Source organism: Neobacillus oceani (assembly GCF_046237595.1).
GTDB classification, from domain to species: domain Bacteria; phylum Bacillota; class Bacilli; order Bacillales; family Cytobacillaceae; genus Bacillus_D; species Bacillus_D oceani.
The window spans coordinates 3,507,899-3,526,969 of record NZ_CP143543.1 but is presented as its reverse complement, the minus strand read 5'-3'; the positions used below and the strand labels follow the sequence as shown (position 1 = coordinate 3,526,969).

19 protein-coding genes and 1 pseudogene are annotated in these 19,071 nt (G+C 44.1%); all 20 read left to right on the top strand.

The annotated features are described in order from the left end of the window. Positions 1-358: 358 nt before the first annotated feature. The 20 genes and pseudogenes from V1499_RS17920 (at position 359) to V1499_RS17825 (ending at position 18,493) form a co-directional block, all read left to right on the top strand. Positions 359-814 carry a prepilin-type N-terminal cleavage/methylation domain-containing protein gene (locus V1499_RS17920; protein ID WP_409271300.1) on the top strand — a complete coding sequence of 152 codons (456 nt, stop codon included), beginning with the start codon at positions 359-361 and terminating at the stop codon, positions 812-814. Positions 815-825: 11 nt separating this feature from the next. Next, on the top strand, positions 826-1,242 hold the full coding sequence (locus V1499_RS17915; RefSeq protein ID WP_409271299.1) for a type II secretion system protein J: 417 nt from the start codon (positions 826-828) through the stop codon (positions 1,240-1,242). 111 nt (positions 1,243-1,353) lie between these two features. Further along, the gene (locus V1499_RS17910; RefSeq protein ID WP_409271297.1) at positions 1,354-2,694 is read left to right on the top strand and encodes a PilX N-terminal domain-containing pilus assembly protein; all 1,341 of its coding nucleotides are present in this window, start codon (positions 1,354-1,356) and stop codon (positions 2,692-2,694) included. A gap of 455 nt (positions 2,695-3,149) precedes the next feature. After that, positions 3,150-4,418: a M20/M25/M40 family metallo-hydrolase gene (locus V1499_RS17905; protein ID WP_409271296.1), complete on the top strand. Its 1,269-nt coding sequence runs from the start codon at positions 3,150-3,152 to the stop codon at positions 4,416-4,418. Positions 4,419-4,762: 344 nt separating this feature from the next. Beyond that, entirely contained in the window at positions 4,763-5,551 is a 789-nt protein-coding gene (locus V1499_RS17900; RefSeq protein ID WP_409271294.1) for a DUF3100 domain-containing protein, read from the top strand. Further along, positions 5,551-6,036 (top strand): hypothetical protein, encoded by a 486-nt coding sequence (locus V1499_RS17895; RefSeq protein ID WP_409271293.1) that lies wholly within the window; start codon positions 5,551-5,553, stop codon positions 6,034-6,036. Before V1499_RS17900 ends, V1499_RS17895 begins: the two co-directional genes overlap by 1 nt. 170 nt (positions 6,037-6,206) lie before the next feature. Further along, positions 6,207-7,139 (top strand): GntR family transcriptional regulator YhfZ, encoded by a 933-nt coding sequence (gene yhfZ / locus V1499_RS17890; protein WP_409271291.1) that lies wholly within the window; start codon positions 6,207-6,209, stop codon positions 7,137-7,139. Positions 7,140-7,194: 55 nt separating this feature from the next. After that, positions 7,195-7,578 carry a PRD domain-containing protein gene (locus tag V1499_RS17885; protein WP_409271289.1) on the top strand — a complete coding sequence of 128 codons (384 nt, stop codon included), beginning with the start codon at positions 7,195-7,197 and terminating at the stop codon, positions 7,576-7,578. After that, the gene (locus tag V1499_RS17880; RefSeq protein ID WP_409271287.1) at positions 7,575-7,934 is read left to right on the top strand and encodes a DUF2620 domain-containing protein; all 360 of its coding nucleotides are present in this window, start codon (positions 7,575-7,577) and stop codon (positions 7,932-7,934) included. The genes V1499_RS17885 and V1499_RS17880 overlap by 4 nt, the downstream gene beginning before the upstream one ends. Positions 7,935-7,961: 27 nt before the next feature. Continuing rightward, complete coding sequence (locus V1499_RS17875) at positions 7,962-9,260, top strand: YhfT family protein (RefSeq protein WP_409271285.1); 1,299 nt, start codon at positions 7,962-7,964, stop codon at positions 9,258-9,260. A 15-nt stretch (positions 9,261-9,275) separates the two neighbouring features. Beyond that, a complete protein-coding gene (locus V1499_RS17870) occupies positions 9,276-10,187 on the top strand; it encodes a phosphotriesterase (RefSeq protein ID WP_409271284.1) in 912 nt (303 codons plus the stop codon). Between the two features lie 6 nt (positions 10,188-10,193). Beyond that, positions 10,194-11,327, top strand: a complete 1,134-nt coding sequence (locus V1499_RS17865) for an aminotransferase class V-fold PLP-dependent enzyme (RefSeq protein WP_409271282.1) — start codon at positions 10,194-10,196, stop codon at positions 11,325-11,327. Positions 11,328-11,368: 41 nt separating this feature from the next. Further along, on the top strand, positions 11,369-12,529 hold the full coding sequence (locus tag V1499_RS17860) for a YhfX family PLP-dependent enzyme (protein ID WP_409271280.1): 1,161 nt from the start codon (positions 11,369-11,371) through the stop codon (positions 12,527-12,529). 2 nt (positions 12,530-12,531) lie between these two features. Next, on the top strand, positions 12,532-13,722 hold the full coding sequence (locus V1499_RS17855) for a phosphopentomutase (protein ID WP_409271278.1): 1,191 nt from the start codon (positions 12,532-12,534) through the stop codon (positions 13,720-13,722). A 331-nt stretch (positions 13,723-14,053) separates the two neighbouring features. Then, positions 14,054-14,536: pseudogene (locus V1499_RS17850) on the top strand (GyrI-like domain-containing protein); the annotation flags it as partial. A gap of 22 nt (positions 14,537-14,558) precedes the next feature. Further along, positions 14,559-14,828: a DUF4190 domain-containing protein gene (locus V1499_RS17845; protein WP_409271276.1), complete on the top strand. Its 270-nt coding sequence runs from the start codon at positions 14,559-14,561 to the stop codon at positions 14,826-14,828. A 51-nt stretch (positions 14,829-14,879) separates the two neighbouring features. Further along, entirely contained in the window at positions 14,880-15,425 is a 546-nt protein-coding gene (locus V1499_RS17840; RefSeq protein ID WP_409271274.1) for a GNAT family N-acetyltransferase, read from the top strand. A gap of 105 nt (positions 15,426-15,530) precedes the next feature. Next, the gene (locus V1499_RS17835) at positions 15,531-16,400 is read left to right on the top strand and encodes a serine/threonine protein kinase (RefSeq protein WP_409271273.1); all 870 of its coding nucleotides are present in this window, start codon (positions 15,531-15,533) and stop codon (positions 16,398-16,400) included. 321 nt (positions 16,401-16,721) lie between these two features. Next, the gene (locus tag V1499_RS17830) at positions 16,722-17,360 is read left to right on the top strand and encodes a hypothetical protein (RefSeq protein ID WP_409271271.1); all 639 of its coding nucleotides are present in this window, start codon (positions 16,722-16,724) and stop codon (positions 17,358-17,360) included. Positions 17,361-17,818: 458 nt separating this feature from the next. After that, positions 17,819-18,493, top strand: a complete 675-nt coding sequence (locus V1499_RS17825) for a hypothetical protein (RefSeq protein WP_409271269.1) — start codon at positions 17,819-17,821, stop codon at positions 18,491-18,493. The last annotated feature ends 578 nt before the right edge of the window (positions 18,494-19,071 follow it).

The window sequence follows — 19,071 nt, the reverse complement described above, 5'->3', positions numbered from 1 at the left end:
TTTAGAGGGTTCGTCAAGACCGTTTCCTCGGGGGAACATCCTCAAAACGGTCCTGAGACGTTTCATCAAGACCGTTTCCTCGGAGGAACTTCCTCAAAACGGTCTTTAGAGGGTTCATCAAGACCGTTTCCCCATGGGATCTCCCCCAAAACGGTCCCAAGAGGAAGCATCAACATTTTCCCCAGTAACAAAGCCATTCCACTAGGTATTTCCAACCTTAACTAACAAGTTTTACCGCCACACTATTGTCATATTGGGGAATTGTATGAAAGGTTTTCCACTGCTAAAATAGGCTTAACTAATGAGAAAATGTCACTCATTGTAATTTTTAGTCTTTTTTACAAAGGAAACTACCACTATGAAACTATTTCGGATTCTTAATTCGAAACAAGGGTTTTCGCTAATTGAAATATTGGCCGCGATGATGATCCTGTCGATTATCATTGTTTCCATGCTGCCGATGTTTGCCCATTCCGCCCGTTCCAATAGTTTTTCTAAAAACATGGTTGATGGAACGTACGTGGCAGAAGCGCAAATGGAGACTGTTTACAACGTGGTTTCGACTGTACCGTCCATCGATAGCGCGGCGGCGTTACTCACAAATGCCACCTACGGCTATACACAAACAACATCCGATTGCCCAACAGGCAGCAGGTGTTTTGAAAAAGTGGACAGCGGCCATTACGCTTTTGTCCAGCTTGCCAATTCAGGCACCGCAAATGAATTGGCCAAGGTGAAAGTCAAAGTATATAAAGATTCTACAAAAGCCGTTAAGGAAGCACAGATGGAAACGTTACTTTCGTGGAACCAATAGGGGGTTTCAACATGCTGAAAAATCAGAAAGGCTTGTCTTTGGCAGAGGTTTTAGCAGGCGTTGCGCTCCTCTCACTCATCCTGGTGCTTGGCAGCTCGATTTTTCTGTATGGGCAAAAACAGGCAATAAATCAATCCGCGCAAGTCCAAAACCAGGCAGATGTCCGCCTCGGCCTGAATATCATCACAAAAGAAATCAGGAAGGCTACAAGTGTGAACGTCGCCAACAATGTCCTGACAATCAATGAAACGGATATTTACAAACTGGAAAATAGCAATTTGATGAAAAACAGCACTCAGGTTATTACAGGCCTCAAAGATTTTAAAATTCAAATGTCCGGCAATAAAGTTACCATTTCAATGTCCGCCAAAAACACTCCGAACAATCCGCAAACCACGTTATCTACAACGATTTTTATCCGAAAATAAGAGAGCCGCCTTTATTTTTGAAAAAAACTAAATGGATTTATATTCGACAATTGCCTGGATTCCTTAGTTTTATATCCGAAATAGGAAAGCTTCCCAGAAATGAGTGAGACCATGAAACAGGCTAAAACGATTTTGAAAAATGAAAAAGGCATGGCAATGGTGATGGTTCTGCTTGTTTTGGTTGTTATTGTAATCATGGGGCTCAGCATGATGGCGATGGCGGCGAACAATATGAAGATGGGCTCATTTGAGCGGAGCTACCAGTCCGCGTATTACATCGCCGAGGCTGGCGCGACCGCCAGATTGAACGAAATGAGTGCGGCAATCAGAACGGTTTATAAAAACGAGTCGACACTTCAAAGTTTTTTCAATGCGGTCGATGCTGCGCTTGAACTGGGCGTTGAAAAGCCGTATATCGAATTTGAGGAAACATTCGGGGACAAGCCGGTCGCCAAAGTGAAAATTGAAAAAGTAACAAGCGACACGATCATCTCGTATACAATTGACTATAAAATCACTTCGACGGGGACAATCAACAACCGATCCAGAACTGTTTCGAGGATTGTCCATGTATCGTGGAAGCCGAAGAGCGTTGTAAGGAACATATACGCGGACACAGTCATGTTCGGCACAGAGGGGTTAGACATTGCAAACACCCCCATTTCCGGGAGCATCGGCACCAATGCTACAAAGGCAAGCGGAAATGTAAAAATCACGGGGAATAATGTAAATATCAGTGAAAGCCAAATAAAATATGCTGCCAATACGCCTGTCATCCTTCCAGAATTCCCTAGCTTTCAAGTACCTTCCACTGCCATTGATTTTTCAGGCGATCTATTAAAAATGAACCGGGATATGGCGTTCAAAGGGTTTACTGTGGGCAGCGGCAATACATTGACCATCGATACAGGGGATTATAACCGGAATCTTGTCATTAGTAATCTGGCATTAGCGCAAAATGGGAAAATAAAAATTATTGGAAAAGGAAAGCTGTCCATTTTTGCCAAAACGATTGTGATGAACAGCGGAACGATTATAAACGTGGATAGAGATTTGAATAAGCTTTATGTGTTTCTTGAGGGAGCAGGGGGTACATTAAACAATGGAACCATTTACGGTTCAATGTATGCAAAAAGTGCCGATATGAATGTAAACAACATCAATGGCGTGCAAGGGCACATTATTACAGGTGGGTCTAAGATTACGCTAAAAGGGGACCCGCTCACCTATCCAAGAATGTTTTATGCCCCACATGCAACTGTTGATTTAGACGTTACGTTTTCCGGCTCGATTATTGCGAAAAAAATAATTTCCAAAGGTGCCAATACATCTGGAAAATTTGAATTTGTTCAAATCAACTATGAGAATTCCCCCCTCTATATCGATACAGGTGCGAATGGAACGCCCCTCCAGGACAGCATCGTCACTGATCCACTTAGGGAAATTAACTAGCAGATTACTGTTCGGGTATTGGCAAAACGGAACTCGGTCTAGGGAAACAGTTTATCACCAAACCTAGTAAAATCCTCGCAAGCTTAAAAACAAAGGCTGCTGAAGCAAACCGCTCAGCAGCCTTTTCCTGTTCTTCAAGTCCCGCGTTTTTGGTGCTAAGTACTACTTAATGATACACTAAAGCACAATAACTTTTTGGAAAATTTCAATAGAAGAAAATTTATATGAGAATGATTTTCTGTATTATTATTTACCAATTTTGAATTGAATGAATATTATTCTTTTGTGAATGCTATTGGGTTTTATACATAATTAAATTGGAAATTTTGAACCTAAATCCAAACGATTTGATTCCTGAAATACAAAATATTCGTATTGACTACCATACTTTGTTTGACTAATATATTGAAGTAATCAATAATTATACTCCAAGAGTGAACGGGGGCATTTGTGAAATGTTATTCAAAAAACAATATCAGAATATTGCAGAGCTTTCGAAGAGGATCTTCCAGAACCCCGAATTAGGCTACAAGGAGTTCAAGACGAGAGACACCGTCAAGGAATTTTTACAGAAGGTGAATCCAGCCATTGAGATGGAAGAATTCAGTACAACCGGGCTGAAAACCACTCTAGGCAGCCAAACCGACCTGAACATCGCAATCATTGCAGAACTTGATGCTGTTTACGCGCCGAGCCATAAGTGGTCGGACCCGGAAACCGGCGCGGCCCACAATTGCGGCCACTACACCCAGGTCGGCATCGCGCTAGCTCTGTACAGCTATTTTTTCCAAACAGAGGCTTACAAAAACTTCGATTACAAGCTGACGTTCGTTTTTGTACCTGCGGAAGAATACCTGGACCTCGCTTACCGCGCCCAGCTTTTGTCTGAAAACAAAATCAGCTATTACGGAGGTAAGCCGGAAGCGATGAAGCTCGGGGTTTTCGACGGAATCGACATCGGCATTTGCGTCCATGCGATGGGCGGGGAGTTCCCGGAGCGGACGATCGAGGTCAACTGTGACCTGGCAGGCTTTTTATACAAAAAATACACGTTCAAAGGGAAGGCGACCCACGCAGGGTTCGATCCTTTCTCTGCTAAAAATGCTTACAGCATGTCGACGCTCTTTAATGTGGCGCTCGGCCTAAGCCGCCAGCAGCTACGCGAAGACGAAATGGTGCGCATCAATCCGATTGTCATGGAGTCGGACATGTCGACCAATGTCATCCCGAACCAAATTACAGTTGGCAGCGACATCAGGACACAATCGGTTGGCTATATGAAAGAGGTCGTCAAGCGGATGGATGACGCGGCCATCGGAAGCGCCCGCGCCCTTCAGGGTGAAGTCGCGATTGAAACGCAAATGGGCTACCTGCCTTTCGTCCAGGACCGCTACCTGAACGAGTTCGTGATTAGCGCTTTTGAAAAAAGTGATGAAATCACACAGATTAAAAACAACAACCCAATCAGCGCGGCCGGTGATATTGGGGACCTTTCCTACATGTTCCCATGCATCCAGGTAGGGTACAGCGGATTTACAGGCACGATCCATGGCGATGATTTCATTGATATCGATCCGGAATACATCTTTGAGGTATTTCCAAGGTTCATGGTACAGGTACTTGAAGAAATGAACGGGAAAATCGACCGTTCCAAGCTGTACAAGCGTTCCTATGCGGACTATGAAAAACTGCTCGCGGGGATTTTGGAAAAGGATCAAATTTAATACAGGCATAGAGTGTGGGAAAACTAACTTAAGTTACTCTGAATTACCTGCCTTGTCGTGATGCCAAGGTATGTAACCCCGAGTGAATTGTAACGCCGTTTGGCTGGCTTTATCTACTTTATGTACTTTTCCACGGAGAATTGTCCGCGGTACACAGAGGGCATCATTGGACACACATGCCTTGAAAATTCACTTTACTGTCCAAACATAGGGCATCTTTGGACACGGAACCCTTGAAAATTCACTTTACTGTCCAAACATCGGGAATAGGCCGGCGTCAGCCATTGGCCACGATACGAAACACCTACTTTTTTAAAAATTTATCGACCACAGAGAGGCTGACTATGAAATCAAAATTACTTTATTTGCTCGTTTTTGTCCTGCTTGTCATCACTGCCGCTGAATTTATCGGTTTCCAGGCGATTACGATTGGAACCTTTAAAGTCGGACTTTTGCCGCTCGTATTCGCCATCTTGATTACAATGATTTTGGGGATACCAGTGTTTCGGAAAGGAATTTTAAAAAATATTTACAGCCGTGAAAATGTTTTGTTTTCTAGCAAGAACTTGATTTTCATCATGCTTCCGTTAATGGCAAGGTACGGAGCGGATGTTGCTCCGCATTTCCAGGAAATTGTCAAGCTTGGCTGGATATTTCTTTTCCAAGAGCTTGGGAACTTAGGAACGGTCCTTTTCGGCCTTCCGGTTGCGATTTTCCTAGGGTTAAGGCGGGAAGCAATCGGCTCGACGCTTGGGCTTGGCCGTGAAGGGGAACTGGCTTACATTACGGAGAAATATACACTTGATTCACCTGAAGGGCGCGGGGTATTGTCACTCTACATCATAGGTACACTATTTGGCGCGATTTTCTTCAGCATTCTGGCGCCAATCCTGCTTGACCTTGGCTTCCGTGTCGAGGCACTCGCGATTGCCTCAGGGATGGGATCAGCTAGTATGATGACGGCATCGTCCTCGAGCCTTGTGGCACGTATGCCAGATATGCAAAGTACGATTTTGGCATACGCATCCGCCAGCCAGCTTTTGACCAGCTTCCTCGGGACGTTCACAATGGTTTTCCTTGCCGTTCCGCTGCAGCGCTTTATGTACCGTCTATTTGTAAGGGGTGAAAAATAATGGCCGCTGGATTAAATAAATATGTAAAATTCGGACTGATTTTATTGCTTAGTATCGGGCTAATCCTGTTCACCCAGCAAATAAAACTAATTAAAAACCCTGAATCAACACCGATTTCGATTATGACCATTTACGGCTTGGCCGTTTTATGGATGTTTTCCTTTATTGGCATCCTGATTTCCGATTTGATGAAAAAAACTAAAGTAAAAGTAGTTCAAGACTTCCCGGTCCTCGGATGGGTCGCGATTACATCGCTAATCTTCTGCTCAATCTCGGACTGGTTCATCAAGGCGATTGGCGCCGTCGACTTCCTATCGATCACAACACCAATCCTGGCTTTTGCTGGAATCTCCGTCGTCGACCAACTCGTGGACCTAAGGAAAACGTCGTGGAAAGTCGGCATCGTCGCCGTCTTCGTCTTCCTCGGCACCTACATCGGCAGCGCATTGCTGGCCCAATTCGGACTCTTCGTGTCTGGGAAGTAAAGTAAGATACTTTTTAAAAAACCCGTAAGTAAATTACTTGCGGGTTTTTACTTTCCCAAGGATGCCGAGTTTTATAAAGGCGTTGTTTGTTTCTTGTTAAATAAAATTGAAAGCGCTATAGTAGAAATATACAGAATATTGTATATTGCTGAATGTAAGGTTGTGAGGAAATGTCGCGTATTTGGGAAAGCCTTTATTCTAAAAATGGTTTGGCAGCCAGGTATATTGCAAAAGAGTTGTTGGATTTGGAGGAAGGGCAGCGGATACCACGGGTCAGTGATTTTACTGAAAAGCTGGAATTGGGAAGAGGGACAGTCCAGGGAGCCTTAAAGGTTCTAGAGGATTTACACGCCATTCAATTGGAATCCCGCGGGCATTTGGGGACTTTTTTACGTAAAAGAGATGTGAATTTGCTTTATGAAATTGCTGGGATCGGGCCAATCGTTGGGGTAATGCCACTACCATATTCAAGAAGGTATGAAGGGCTGGCTACCGGATTAATTGAAGAGCTGCAAAGTCTAAATATTAAAGTCGGCCTTGCGTACATGAGAGGGGCAGTACCTCGGATTGAAGCGTTAAAATCCCGCCGGTATGATTTTTCAATTATGTCTTTATTGGCGGCTGAAGAAGCAGTGAGAAGATTTGAAGGCCTTGAAATCGTAAGAGACTTTGGAGAGGAATCTTATGTTACCTCGCATAAAATCTTTTTTTCTAACGAGCAGTTCAATTCTATCAAGGACGGAATGAGAGTGGGGATTGATTACTCATCTGTCGATCAGGCGGAAATCACATTGCGTGAATGCAAAGGGAAACACGTAGAATTTATTGAAGCTGGTTATATGCAGCTTTTTTCCATGCTAAAAGAAGGCACGATTGATGCCGCTGTTTGGAATGCGGATGAGGAAAATACCTTTCGAACATTTCCTTCCTCAGATTTTACATCCAAAGAAGCTAACGAACTGGCAGCCAAGGCAACGACAGCTGTGGTAATCGTCGAGTCTATGCGAAATGAGATAAAGGAGAGAATCCAGTCGATTAACATTAAGAACGTCATGCGTATTCAGCGTCTAGTTATCGAAGGAAAAAAGTATCCGCATTACTAAGCGGAATGTTTTCCTTTAAAACAAATATACTAAATACAGTATTTTGGAGGTTTGTATGGATATCCAAGCCCTTGAAGAAAGACTTTCTATTTTACTAGATTCAGAAGTTATCACAGAAAAATCCGCGAAAATTTGCCTTGATGCTTTTCAGCGGTTGGTAAGGCGTTTGGGAGCAGAAAACATTGAGGGTTCGGAAATGTTATTTACCCATTTGCCGACCGCAATTTCAAGAATCGAAAGGGGTGAAGAGATCGAAGGGCCAATACCCGAATTAATGGAAGAGGTGAGACAGTCAGAATGGTTTAATGAGGCAATGGCAGAAATTAGATACTTAGAAACGATTCATGGAAAACCATTGCCACCGGAAGAAATTGATTATTTATTGCTTCACTATACGACTGTTTTTTCGCAAAACCAAAATAGGAGCGTGACGGAATGAAAATTGTAATTGGCGGGCAAGTGGATAAAAAGGAGATTGAAAGTTTAGTAAAAAGCTTTGATAGCAGCATTACCACAATGGTTAAATCGGATCTCGAAGCTGCAATGGCAGTCAAAACCGGCCAGGCTGATTATTATCTTGGTGCTTGCCACACCGGTGGCGGCGGCGCATTGGCCATGGCGATTGCTCTTCTTGGAAAACCAAATTGTGAAACGGTCTCAATGCCAGGCAGAAAGCCTGTGGAGGCGAATGTCATTCAAGCGGTTAATGAAGGAAAGATAGCATTTGGCTTTACGGCTGACCATAAAGAGCAGGCAGTTCCAATGATTCTAGCAGCAATAAAAACTAAGGCCTAAACCTACATTTATTAGGAGGAAAATAAGATGGAAATGACGTTGATAGTCTTAATCGGTGCTGTTGCTGCTGTTTTGGCCAATATGAATATCGCAGTGTTCAATGATGGGCTCCGCCCAATTGTATCCGAGCATACTGAAGGTCGGCTGACAAGAAGGGACCTTGCATTCACCGCATTCGCCATGAGTTTCGGCCTCGTAATCGGTTTTGGGATACCCTTCACACTTACGGCCAGTATTATTCTGATCCACAGTATCCTGCTTGGGACTGACATTATCGGGTTGATGACCCCGAAGAACAAGTGGGGTACACCTGTGGCAGCGATTATTGGCGGTGCCTATGGCGCCGGCTTGCTCGTAGGGCTTGAGGGGTTCGTAAAGCTCTTTGAAAAACTTCCTTTAAACTTTCTTCCGGCCATGGGCCAGGTTGGCGCGCCGGTCGTCGTTACGTTTATGGCATTCCCCGCACTGGCAGTCGCTTTTCAGTTCAGTGTAAAAAAAGGCCTCTTAACCTTTATCGTTTCCGCACTTGTACGCCAATTGGCTGTTTTTGTGAATGAAAACAAATTTTTGACCTTCTCCGATACAGCGGTCACGCTGAACCAGGAAGGTATGGCACTTATTACAGGTATGATTTTCCTTCTTGTTTTTGCAATGAAAGAAAAGAAAGAGGAAGGCACTTCAATCGATCTGGCAGCCATCTTCAGTGACAAGGTAGCCAAGATTAGAAAAAATGTTGTTTTCTTCATGATTATCGGTGGCTTAATTGCCGCCGCTACGAACTTGGCGATCATGGCTGGGGATCCAATATCTCTCAATCTGCTTGCTGATGGCAAAGAGACTGACGCCGGTATTGCGGCTGCCGCTCGTGCTCTTGGGTTCATTCCGCTTATAGCGAGTACCGCGATTGCAACGGGTGTATACAGCCCGGTTGGCTTTACGCTCATATTTGTTGTCGGTTTATTCTCACCGAATGTTTGGGTTGCTTTATTAGCAGGGGTTATTGTTATTTTCCTTGAAGTCATGCTTTTGGCTACTATTGCAAGGTTTTTGGATAAATACCCGGGTATCCGTAATTCAGGTGAAAATATCCGTAATGCCATGTCGAAGTTGCTTGAGGTTGCCCTATTAATCGGTGGTGCCAATGCAGCGAATGCCATTGCCCCTGGATTTGGCTTCTTCTTCATCGCTGGCACGTACTTGTTGAATGAGGCTGCAGGCCGGCCGATTGTGCGCATGGCGGTAGGACCGGTTGGAGCAATCCTTGTAGGAATTATTGCCAATATTCTTGTAGCGATGGGGATTATGGCCATTCCACCACAACCATAGGAATGAGGGTTTAAGATGATACAAACAGTTCTAGGCAAAATCAAGCCGGAGGAATTCGGCGTTTGCGCTGTCCATGAACATTTGTCGATTGACCTTTCGAGGATTAAGAAAGACCCCGATACAATCCTTGACGATGAAGAGGGCATGCTTGAGGAATTGGAAGACTTTTACCGTCAGGGCGGACGTTCGATGGTGGAAGTGACGAATGATGGTATGGGCCGGGATGTAAAAAGATTAAAAAGGCTCAGTGAGAAATCTGGAGTGCATATTGTAACCTGCACAGGATTTTATAAAGATCCGTTTATTCCAGACTATGCTGCCGGGTGGAATTCTGAAGAATTTGCAAAGCATTTTATCCGCGAGGCGAAAGAAGGTATTGATGGGACCGGTATTCTTCCAGGCGTGATCGGCGAGGTTGGTACTAGCAAGGATGAGATGAAGCCTATCGAAAAAGAGCTATTGATTGGAGCGGCCATCGCTGGGAAGGAAACCGGGCTTCCAGTTACAACTCATACCACACTGGGGACATTGGGATTCGAACAAGTCGAATTGTTGACTTCCCACGGACTGCCAGTCGAACAAATCATTATTGGCCATCAGGACCTTAATCCGAATAAGGATGAGGTTCTGGCTGTCCTTGAAACAGGAGTTTTCATTGATTTTGACACGATTGGAAAAAACAACTATCGCCCAGATGAAGAGCGGGTTGACTTTTTGCTAGATTTCATCAAGCGCGGATATGAAAAACAAATTCTATTATCAGCTGATTTAACGAGGAAGTCACATTGGAAAAAGCATGGCGGCCCTGGTTATGGGCTTGTTCTCCAGAACTTTGTGCCACGCCTTAAAGCTGAGGGAGTACCAGAGGAGATTATTCATCTATTCCTGGTTTCAAATCCGGCAAGAGCTTTTACAGTTAAGGAGTGATTCAGGATGCCAGGATATGATCCTGCGAAACTAAAATATGCGGAATCTGTTTTGCCAAGCTTGTCTATTGAGGAAGCAAAAGAACTGCAGTTCAGGCTTGTCCATATGATGAGCAGGCATTTTGAAGGAAAGCAGTTTTTATCAATGGGGGATTTGGGCGTTTCACCGAAATGGAAACGCCCTGAACAGACATACCTTGTCGAACGGGCTATCGCTGATTTTTTTGAAACGGAGGAGTGTGTACTCGTAAGGGGTGCTGGAACAGGAGCGATTCGTACTGTCTTAAGTGCTCTTCTCTCCGCGGGAGAAAAAATGATCATCCATAGTGCCCCGGTTTACATGACTACGAAGGAAACAATCCGAATTCTTGGTTTGAAAACGGAAAGTGTAGATTTTAACAATCTTGAGGATGTACAAAACGCTGTCAACACGATCGGTGACGCGAAGGTTTTTTATATTCAGCATGCGCGGCAGCAGCCTACTGACACTTATAGCCTGAAGGAAGTAATTTCCGCAGTGAAAAATATTCGCCCTGATCTGCCAATTGTGGTGGATGATAACTATTGTGCTTTTAAGACTCATGGTATTGGCGTGGAGTATGGAGCGGATTACTCTACCTTTTCTGGTTTTAAAGTTTTAGGACCCGAAGGCATCGGCATCATTGTAGGGAAGAAGGAGGCAATCGATCTTGTCCATGAACGGAATTACTCAGGCGGCGGCCAGGTTCAAGGATACGAAGCGATGGAGCTGCTTAGGATGATGACCTTCGCCCCGGTTTCACTTGCCATTCAGAACGAACAGGTGGAAGAACTTTGCAGGCGGTTGAATGAAGGGGAAGTACCGGGTATCGGTTCGGCCTACATGACAAACGCTCAATCCAAAAACGTCATTGTTGAATTGGCCCATCCGATCGCTAAAAAAGTCATTGAAATTAGTGATTTGAAAGGTGCTGCGACCCATCCAGTCGGCGCTGAGTCAAAATACGAGATCATCCCGATGATTTACCGTGTGTCAGGAAGCTTTATTGAAGCCCAGCCCCGCCTTAAGGACTATGGGCTCAGAATCAATCCGATGAAAGCAGGGGCATCAACAATTATTTCAATTTTGCAAGAAACGATACCGGAAGCAATGGAAACATGATACGCATCGTTAGAAAATCCCAGTAAAAAGGGGGGAGCTTCGTGTTTTTAGATGTTACGAAAAGAAGGAATCCAGGGTTAATCCGTGTCGGCGCCGCGCTGCACCAAATGGGGAAGATTCCCCCAAATACGTATGTGATTGATTTGGATAGTTTACAGCAAAATGTCAGGCTGCTTTCCAATACGGCTAAAGAGCACAATTTCCATCTTTATTTTATGAGCAAGCAGTTGGGTAGGCTACCCGAGGTTGCCAAACTCATCTATGAAAATGGCATTCAAAAAGCTGTCGCGGTTGAATTCGATGAAGGGAAAACATTGTTTGAAGCGGGAATTCCGATTGGAAATATCGGGCACCTTGTCCAGCCCGGCAAAAACCAATGGGATGAAGTGCTGTCGTGGAAACCTGAGGTAGTAACCGTTTTTTCAAACGAAAGAGCAGAGCAGGTTTCAAATGCGGCAATAAAGCTAGGCCAAGTCCAGGATGTTTTGCTTAAAGTGTATGGGGAATCTGATCTTATTTATCCCGGGCAGGAAGGTGGATTTTGTATTAATGATTTGAACGATTCCCTTGCCATTTTAAAAAGCTTCCCCGGAATCAGGATAGCCGGAATCACTACTTTTCCCAATTTCCAGTTGTCGGGATTCCGTGACAGCATGGTTCCGACTCCCAACTTTTATACATTGCTGAAGGCGAAGGGCATTCTTGAGCAGAACGGCATTACAGTCCAACAGGTTAATGGCCCGAGCGCGACAAGTGTTGAAACGATTCCCTTCCTGGCGGAAAACGGAGTTACCCACGGTGAACCTGGACACGCACTCACAGGGACAACTCCATTGCATGCTTATAAGGATTTGCCGGAAGAGCCAGCCATTGTCTATGTCACCGAGGTTTCCCATAGCGATTCAGATTTCAATTATGTGATTGGCGGAGGGTATTATGGCCGTTCAAATTTATCCGGCTGCTTGGTGGGCGATTCCGAGGAGACCATTTTGAATCAATTTGTCCCCGCTTATGAAGGGAGTCCCGAGGCCATCGATTATTATGGCCGAATCGGAAAAAGCGCTACCTTTACGATTAATACTGGGGACACAGCCGTGTTCGCCTTCCGGACTCAAGTTTTTGTCACAAGGGCCCATATCGCATTGGTTAAAGGCATTCAAGCCGGAAATCCCGAGCTGGTACATTTTGAAAGGAAGTGGTAACAATGGCAAAAATGATTTTGCTTGTCATTGACAGCTTCGGGATTGGCGCCATGGAGGATTGCGGCGAATATAATCAAGCGGATTGCCACGCAAACACATTTAAGCACATCCGCGAAGCTGTGCCTTCATTGCATATTCCTACTCTATATGGATTGGGCCTCGGGGCGCTCGCAGATGGAAAAGAGCCTCCCTTCATTGCATACGGGAGATCGAAGCTAGCCCACCACGGCGCGGATACGTATCTTGGACACCAGGAAATCGCGGGCAGCTGCCCGAAAAAATCAACGAAAAGATTGATGAAGGATATTCACAATGAATTGGCTGATGCTTTAAAAGATGAGGGCTATGAAATCAGCTATCCATGGCCAGACCGCCCGGTTTTCCTCGTTAACGGCGGGTGTGTTGTCGGCGACAATTTAGAGTCTTCTTTAGGGAATATTATCAATCTTTGTGCAGATTTTAACATAATGCCTTTCGAAGAATTAAAAAGGGTTGGCAAAATAGTTCGTGGCCACGTTGACACCAGCAGGGTGATTGCATATGGCGGCCCTTATACGTCGATTGAGCGGATTTTATCTGTCGTAAAGGAGAAGAATCCCGGGCAGTGGGGAGTCGACAGCCCGAAAGCGGGAGTTTATGGGAAGGGCTACGAAGTTTTTCATATGGGATATGGAGTCAATATAGAGGGGCAGTTCCCGATGATTGCCGCGGAACATGGCTTAAAGGTTTACCGCATTGGCAAAACAGCTGATGTCCTACACGGGAAAGGGCCAGCCTTCCCGCTCGTCGATACAGATAAAATCCTCCAGATTTTAAAAGAAACATACGAACAGGAAAAGGAAAATGCCGCCTACCTCGTTAATATACAGGAAACCGATCTTGCGGGACATTCCGAGGATCCGGAATGGTACGCGGAAATATTGAATAAAACGGACCTGTGGCTGAAAGACTTTCTTCCCTCCATGAATGAAGAGGATATGATCATTATCATGGCTGATCATGGAAATGACCCTACGATTGGCCATTCAAATCACACTCGGGAATATGTTCCGATTATGATTGCTGGAAAAAAAGTACGGCCCGCACATATTGGAACCCGCGGGACAATGGCGGATGTAGGGGCAACAATGAGTGACTTCTTTGGCTTGCCGAAAACCGAGCAGGGGGAAAGTTTCTTGAATATGATCCTGTAGCTAGAAGGCAAGGCTTGGTTTAGAAACGAAATCGGATATTGCCGAAAACTGCAAAGTCTTGAGCAACGAAATCTTCAGCAAACCGGCATGGACATTTGCATCTTAATGCTTCATCCTTATACATGGTAAAGGGGCTTGCGTTGCAACCTAATTATAATGAACCAGAGACCCACGCGACTAACTGCATGGGTTTTTTTCTATTTCGAAAAAAAACATTTTGAACTAGGCAAACCGCCTACCTATCCTATAAAGTGGAATGTAAGATGGGGAAAATTGGTACCCCAGCATCCAAGCGGGAAAAAAGTGCCGCGTTCGTTTTTTATCCGATCGTAAAGGGGTTTGGGAGATGGAGTATAGGATTGAAAGGCTTGACTTCGAAGTTACGGTTGTTGGGAAGGGGAAGGCAGTGAAGACTAGCCGGGCGTTTAAAACGATTCCCGGGCTTTGGAGCGCTGCTAAAAAGGAAGGGTTTATCCAGGAATTGATAGATATGTCATGGGAAAACCCGCAATGTGCGCTGGAAGGCCTGCTCGGGATTTGCGGGGAGGAAGCCGCAATTACGGCTGACGAATTTACTTATTTCATGGGTGTGCGTTATGGCGGCGAAATCCCCGAGGACATGGAATCGCTAGTAATCCCGCCAGGCACGTGGGCGGTTTTCCCAAATATAACGGAAGCTTGGAAACGCCTTTATTCTGAATGGCTACCGACATCGGAATACGAACTCGCCAACGCACCCTGCATCGAATGCTATTACGGCCCAAAACGAAAACCGAAGCATGAACTTTGGGTTCCGGTTTTACCTAAGGGCTAAAACTACAAAAGGGGGGAAGGGAATGCCTGAAAATAACCAAACAAACAATAGTTCTGTAATTTCTCTAACAGTCGGTATTTTATCATTATTTATCCCTTTTATTGGTTTAATCCTAGGGATAATTGGAATCGTTTTTTCAAGAAAAGCTGTAAAACAAATTAATCAAACAAATGAAAATGGGAAAGGATTGGCAACCGCAGGGTTAATTTGTAGTATTGTAGGAGTTATTCTTCAACTTTTAATGGTGCTGGGATATGTTGCATATTTTTCGGTATCGACTTATACCAGCTAAGGTGATCAAAAATAAAATAGCTAAGAGAACCGATCAAAGGGAGGCGCTGCGATGAGGGTAGAGCGGAAGGAATTCATTGTCAAAGGCTTGCATTATTGTATCAGGCCGGCTGATGAAAAGGATGCGAAAAGCCTTTCGGAATTAAGGTTGAAAATTGACGGTGAAACGGAAAACTTGGACAGGGAACCCGGCGAGGCATACATAGATGAAACGGGATTCAGAAAGCTTATAAACAATGATGAGGAGCGGCCGACTAATCTGTTTTTGGTTGCCGAAGCGGATGGCAGGATTGCAGGGTTTTCAAGATGCGAAGGAAACTCGTTGAAGCGGTCGGCCCATAAAGTTGAATTCGGTGTTTGTGTGTTAAAAGAATTTTGGGGATTTGGCATCGGGAAAAATTTGTTGAACGAATCGATTTGCTGGGCAGACGCGAACGGAATCAAGAAAATGGCATTGAATGTCCTGGAAACGAATGAAAATGCGATTAAGCTCTACAAGGCGGCAGGTTTTGAGGAGGAGGGCGTGCTGCGGAAAGACAAACTTCTCTCTGATGGAAACTATTATCATACGATTATTATGGGAAGGCTGGGTGGCTGAAGGGGAGCTTTAAGGCGGGAGGTTCTTATAAAAAGGCTCCGGAAGTTACTAGTTATGAGGCGAAGGATTCGCCCCCTTCTTCATTTTTAATAGGGAGGGAAAACGTTGCGTTTTAAGATTGATGGCGTTTCGTACGAAATATTGGAGAAGCATGATTTTGGCTGGCTAAGGGATTACGGGACAGTGTTTTGCGTCTTTGATAGGCAGGATTCTGGCAATATCGCGTTTGGGATTGAACGTGATGGGGTGAAAAAGCTGGTGAAATTCGCGGGGGCGAAAACGTTGAGATATTCCGGAAAGCCAGAGGATGCGGTGGCGCGGTTGAAGGACGCTGCGCTTCTTTATGTGGAACTGAGCCATCCACATTTGGTACGCCTCGAGGATCACTTTGCGGTTGACGGGGGATATGCGCTCGTTTTTGACTGGTTTGACGGGGAGTGCCTGCACATGCCGGATGAGTTCCCGCCACCCAAAAAGTACACTGATCCAAACTCGCCATTTTTTCGGTTCAGGCAGCTGTCGGCCGAAAAGAGGCTTGATGCCCTGGAGTGCATTTTTAAGTTCCATGCCTTGGCCGAAAAGAAGGGCTATGTGGCTGTCGATTTTTACGATGGAAGTATTTTGTATGATTTTAAAACAAATTCAACACGAATTTGTGATATCGATTTTTATCAGAAAAAGCCCTTTTTCAACTCGATGGGCAGAATGTGGGGGTCATCTAGGTTCATGTCGCCAGAGGAATTCGAGCTTGGCGCGCCAATTGACTCCCAGACCAACGTTTTCAATATGGGTGCGGCCGCGTTCGTGCTGCTTGGCGGTGAATTAGACCGTTCATTTTCAAAATGGCAGGCGAGTGCAAATCTCTACGAGGTAGCGCTGAAGGCGGTTGAAAATGAAAGAGCTGCCCGGTATTCAACTGTTGAAGAGTTTTTCGATGCGTGGAAAAAAGCCCGGGGAAATGACTTACAAACATAAAAATATATTCCAGAAACAGGCCTATTTTAAAGGGGCTTGTTTCTCCTTTTCATTAGAAGTCAATTTCATTTTTCTCATTAATAGTTTTCTGGAACTTTTCTTAGAACATGAAGTTAAAGGTCTTCCAGAACTCTCTCATACAAATAAGTCGTTTGCCTGAACTCATTATAAGTGGGATATTTTCAATGAAGCACTTTGTTGGAGTACATAAATTATCAAAAAATACCAAAAAAATTGATGTAAATAACTTTTTGGGATGGTAAAATTAGGAATACAAACGGAGGATTGATAGGGGATTTCATTGGGGAGGAAACGAAGGTTTTGAAGAAATTTGCTTATGTTCTGCTTTTGCTTATGTTGGCTGGCTGTGGAGGTAAGGAGGCCGGCCAAGGCAATGGAGCGCAGAACCCAGGAACAACTACAAAAGCGAGCGGTGTCCCATATTCCGCATTCAACAAGGTCACACTGGAGGACTTCCTAGAGGACTTTGAAAGCAAGTATGATGCAATCCATGAAAAAATGGATAAAGAGAGAAATGTTCCGAAAGCCGACATCGGCGAATACGAGGTGAAGTATGGCACCACTGATATCTGGTTTAATAGCCACCTTGGGTTATCGGCAGTCCTGAATGAAGATGACACGTTAAGTATGGTTGTGCTCATGCAGTTGATGCCGTACAAAGAAATGGAGACTGAGGATGAGATAGAGGCAAAAAGGGAGATTTTTGCACAATATTCAATCCTTGAGGAGGCATTGATCGCATCCACAGCACCTGGAGCAACAAAAAAGGATTTGAAAACAGTCCAGGAAGGATTGGCCCAAAAATCCGAAATGATAGAAGAGGAAGAGGACTTTTTTGTCCACAAAGAAATTGCTTATTCCTATATGTTGGATAAAAGTGACCCGGCGGGAGAGAAAAAGTTTTTCTTTATAACCTTCGAGGGGGAACCTCCCAACTAGATTTATTTATTTGCAAAGTGCTTCTTATAAAATGACCCCTTCCAAATCGGAAAGGGTTTTTTACTGTTAAAGTTCAACTGAATTAGTTTCTAAACGTAATTCCAGACAAGGAGGCAGAGAAGAAACGCGACATTTTTCTGCAATTTATACTAAAATATAGAATTTTGAAGAATTTTTTTGAAAATATGGAAAACTCCGCTGTCATATTCAGAGGAAAATGATAAAATTAAGAAAAGTTACAGTTTGGCCGAAAAGGGGTGAAATTGGCTTTCGAGGGCTTCAATAAAAGAGGTTGAAGCACCGAGTTGTTTTTTTAAAAACCAGAATACATACAAGATTTGAAAGATTGCTATCTGGATTGAAGCGCCAGTTGTTTTTTAAAAGAAACTTTCACTTGCGGCGCAATTCTCTTTCAGGACTTATTACTCTATTATTTTTACAGGAAGGAAGAAAAGTGCGTGAGAATCCTACTATCTTGTTTAATGGTCATGTTGATGCTGGCGGGTTGCAGCGAAAAAGAAGAAGCGGGTAACAAGGAGCCCTCTGTGGATGTGAACGATAACCAATCTGAAAACGAAGGTGTAGATCATGCAGGGTTAACCGGCCTGCCTGCAAGTATTAAACTTGACTCGTATTCCACTTTTAATAACTTGATATTGGATGATTTCATTTTAGTAACCAATCGCGTGTATGACCGTGTTTATGAAGAAATGGCTGCAGGGAAAGATATTCCCAGGGTATTGATTGGAAACTATGAAACGATGGGCGAAATGTTTACGATTCAGATTATGGAAGGCCTTGATTTTACAGGAATGCTGAATGAGGACGACACGGTGAACATGGTCACCCTCGTCAAGAAGCATTTTCCCGAGGACGTGACAGACAAGGATGAACTCGAGAAGAAAAAAGCGATCAATGACCAGTACGAAATTTTAAAATGGACGTTGATTAAGGCGACTGCTCCGAAAGCAACTGCCGAAGACATGAAGGCGATTAAGGATGGCCTCACTAAGACCGAGCAACAGAAAATAGACGAGCCAACGTTCGTTTATAAAGGAATCACATATACGGAAGCAACCGACATAAGCGATCCGGAAAACCCGCAAGTCTATTTCTTCATCACGCCTGAATAGTAAGAAGTCCTCTTTAGGAGCCGCGACTATCGGAGCCACTTTACATAGGCTCTTATCACTATATGTGTTCACCACTGGTGCCAGGAACCTCACCTTAGGACAAAATAAGTCCAAGGGAGGTTCATGGCATCTTTTTGATTTTTACCATTTTGGTGGTTAAGGATTTCGCAAACCATCCGCTGGCGGAAAAAGCCATCTACGTTCAAGCAGGTCGGCCTGCCAAATGAAGCTTTTTAGTGCTTTTAATAACCACTTCGCCACTTTTTATGAAAATACTTTCCTATTTTTTAAACTATAAAGATTTGACAAGCCTCTTTATCTATCATCCCTTTTCGACACATACCCCGTATCTCTCTGACATATTTTTTAAAAAACCCTTTCTTAAAAACTTGAATTGCCTTGCGCATAAACAAAGGAAGAAACCCCCATAAAATCGGAAAATATGCGAATTTTTCGTCAGAATCAAAGTGTTTTAATAATTGATAGCCTCCAAAAAACGTGCCACTATTTACCGAAAAATGTTTATTGCCACAAGTTGGGTAATCAACTATAGTTTAATAGTCAGATAATTTCGATAA

Coding starts and splice junctions, on each gene's coding strand:
- V1499_RS17920 (WP_409271300.1), top strand. CDS start 359: ATGAAACTATTTCGGATTCTTAATTCGAAACAAGGGTTTTCGCTAATT.
- V1499_RS17915 (WP_409271299.1), top strand. CDS start 826: ATGCTGAAAAATCAGAAAGGCTTGTCTTTGGCAGAGGTTTTAGCAGGC.
- V1499_RS17910 (WP_409271297.1), top strand. CDS start 1,354: ATGAAACAGGCTAAAACGATTTTGAAAAATGAAAAAGGCATGGCAATG.
- V1499_RS17905 (WP_409271296.1), top strand. CDS start 3,150: ATGTTATTCAAAAAACAATATCAGAATATTGCAGAGCTTTCGAAGAGG.
- V1499_RS17900 (WP_409271294.1), top strand. CDS start 4,763: ATGAAATCAAAATTACTTTATTTGCTCGTTTTTGTCCTGCTTGTCATC.
- V1499_RS17895 (WP_409271293.1), top strand. CDS start 5,551: ATGGCCGCTGGATTAAATAAATATGTAAAATTCGGACTGATTTTATTG.
- yhfZ (WP_409271291.1), top strand. CDS start 6,207: ATGTCGCGTATTTGGGAAAGCCTTTATTCTAAAAATGGTTTGGCAGCC.
- V1499_RS17885 (WP_409271289.1), top strand. CDS start 7,195: ATGGATATCCAAGCCCTTGAAGAAAGACTTTCTATTTTACTAGATTCA.
- V1499_RS17880 (WP_409271287.1), top strand. CDS start 7,575: ATGAAAATTGTAATTGGCGGGCAAGTGGATAAAAAGGAGATTGAAAGT.
- V1499_RS17875 (WP_409271285.1), top strand. CDS start 7,962: ATGGAAATGACGTTGATAGTCTTAATCGGTGCTGTTGCTGCTGTTTTG.
- V1499_RS17870 (WP_409271284.1), top strand. CDS start 9,276: ATGATACAAACAGTTCTAGGCAAAATCAAGCCGGAGGAATTCGGCGTT.
- V1499_RS17865 (WP_409271282.1), top strand. CDS start 10,194: ATGCCAGGATATGATCCTGCGAAACTAAAATATGCGGAATCTGTTTTG.
- V1499_RS17855 (WP_409271278.1), top strand. CDS start 12,532: ATGGCAAAAATGATTTTGCTTGTCATTGACAGCTTCGGGATTGGCGCC.
- V1499_RS17845 (WP_409271276.1), top strand. CDS start 14,559: ATGCCTGAAAATAACCAAACAAACAATAGTTCTGTAATTTCTCTAACA.
- V1499_RS17840 (WP_409271274.1), top strand. CDS start 14,880: ATGAGGGTAGAGCGGAAGGAATTCATTGTCAAAGGCTTGCATTATTGT.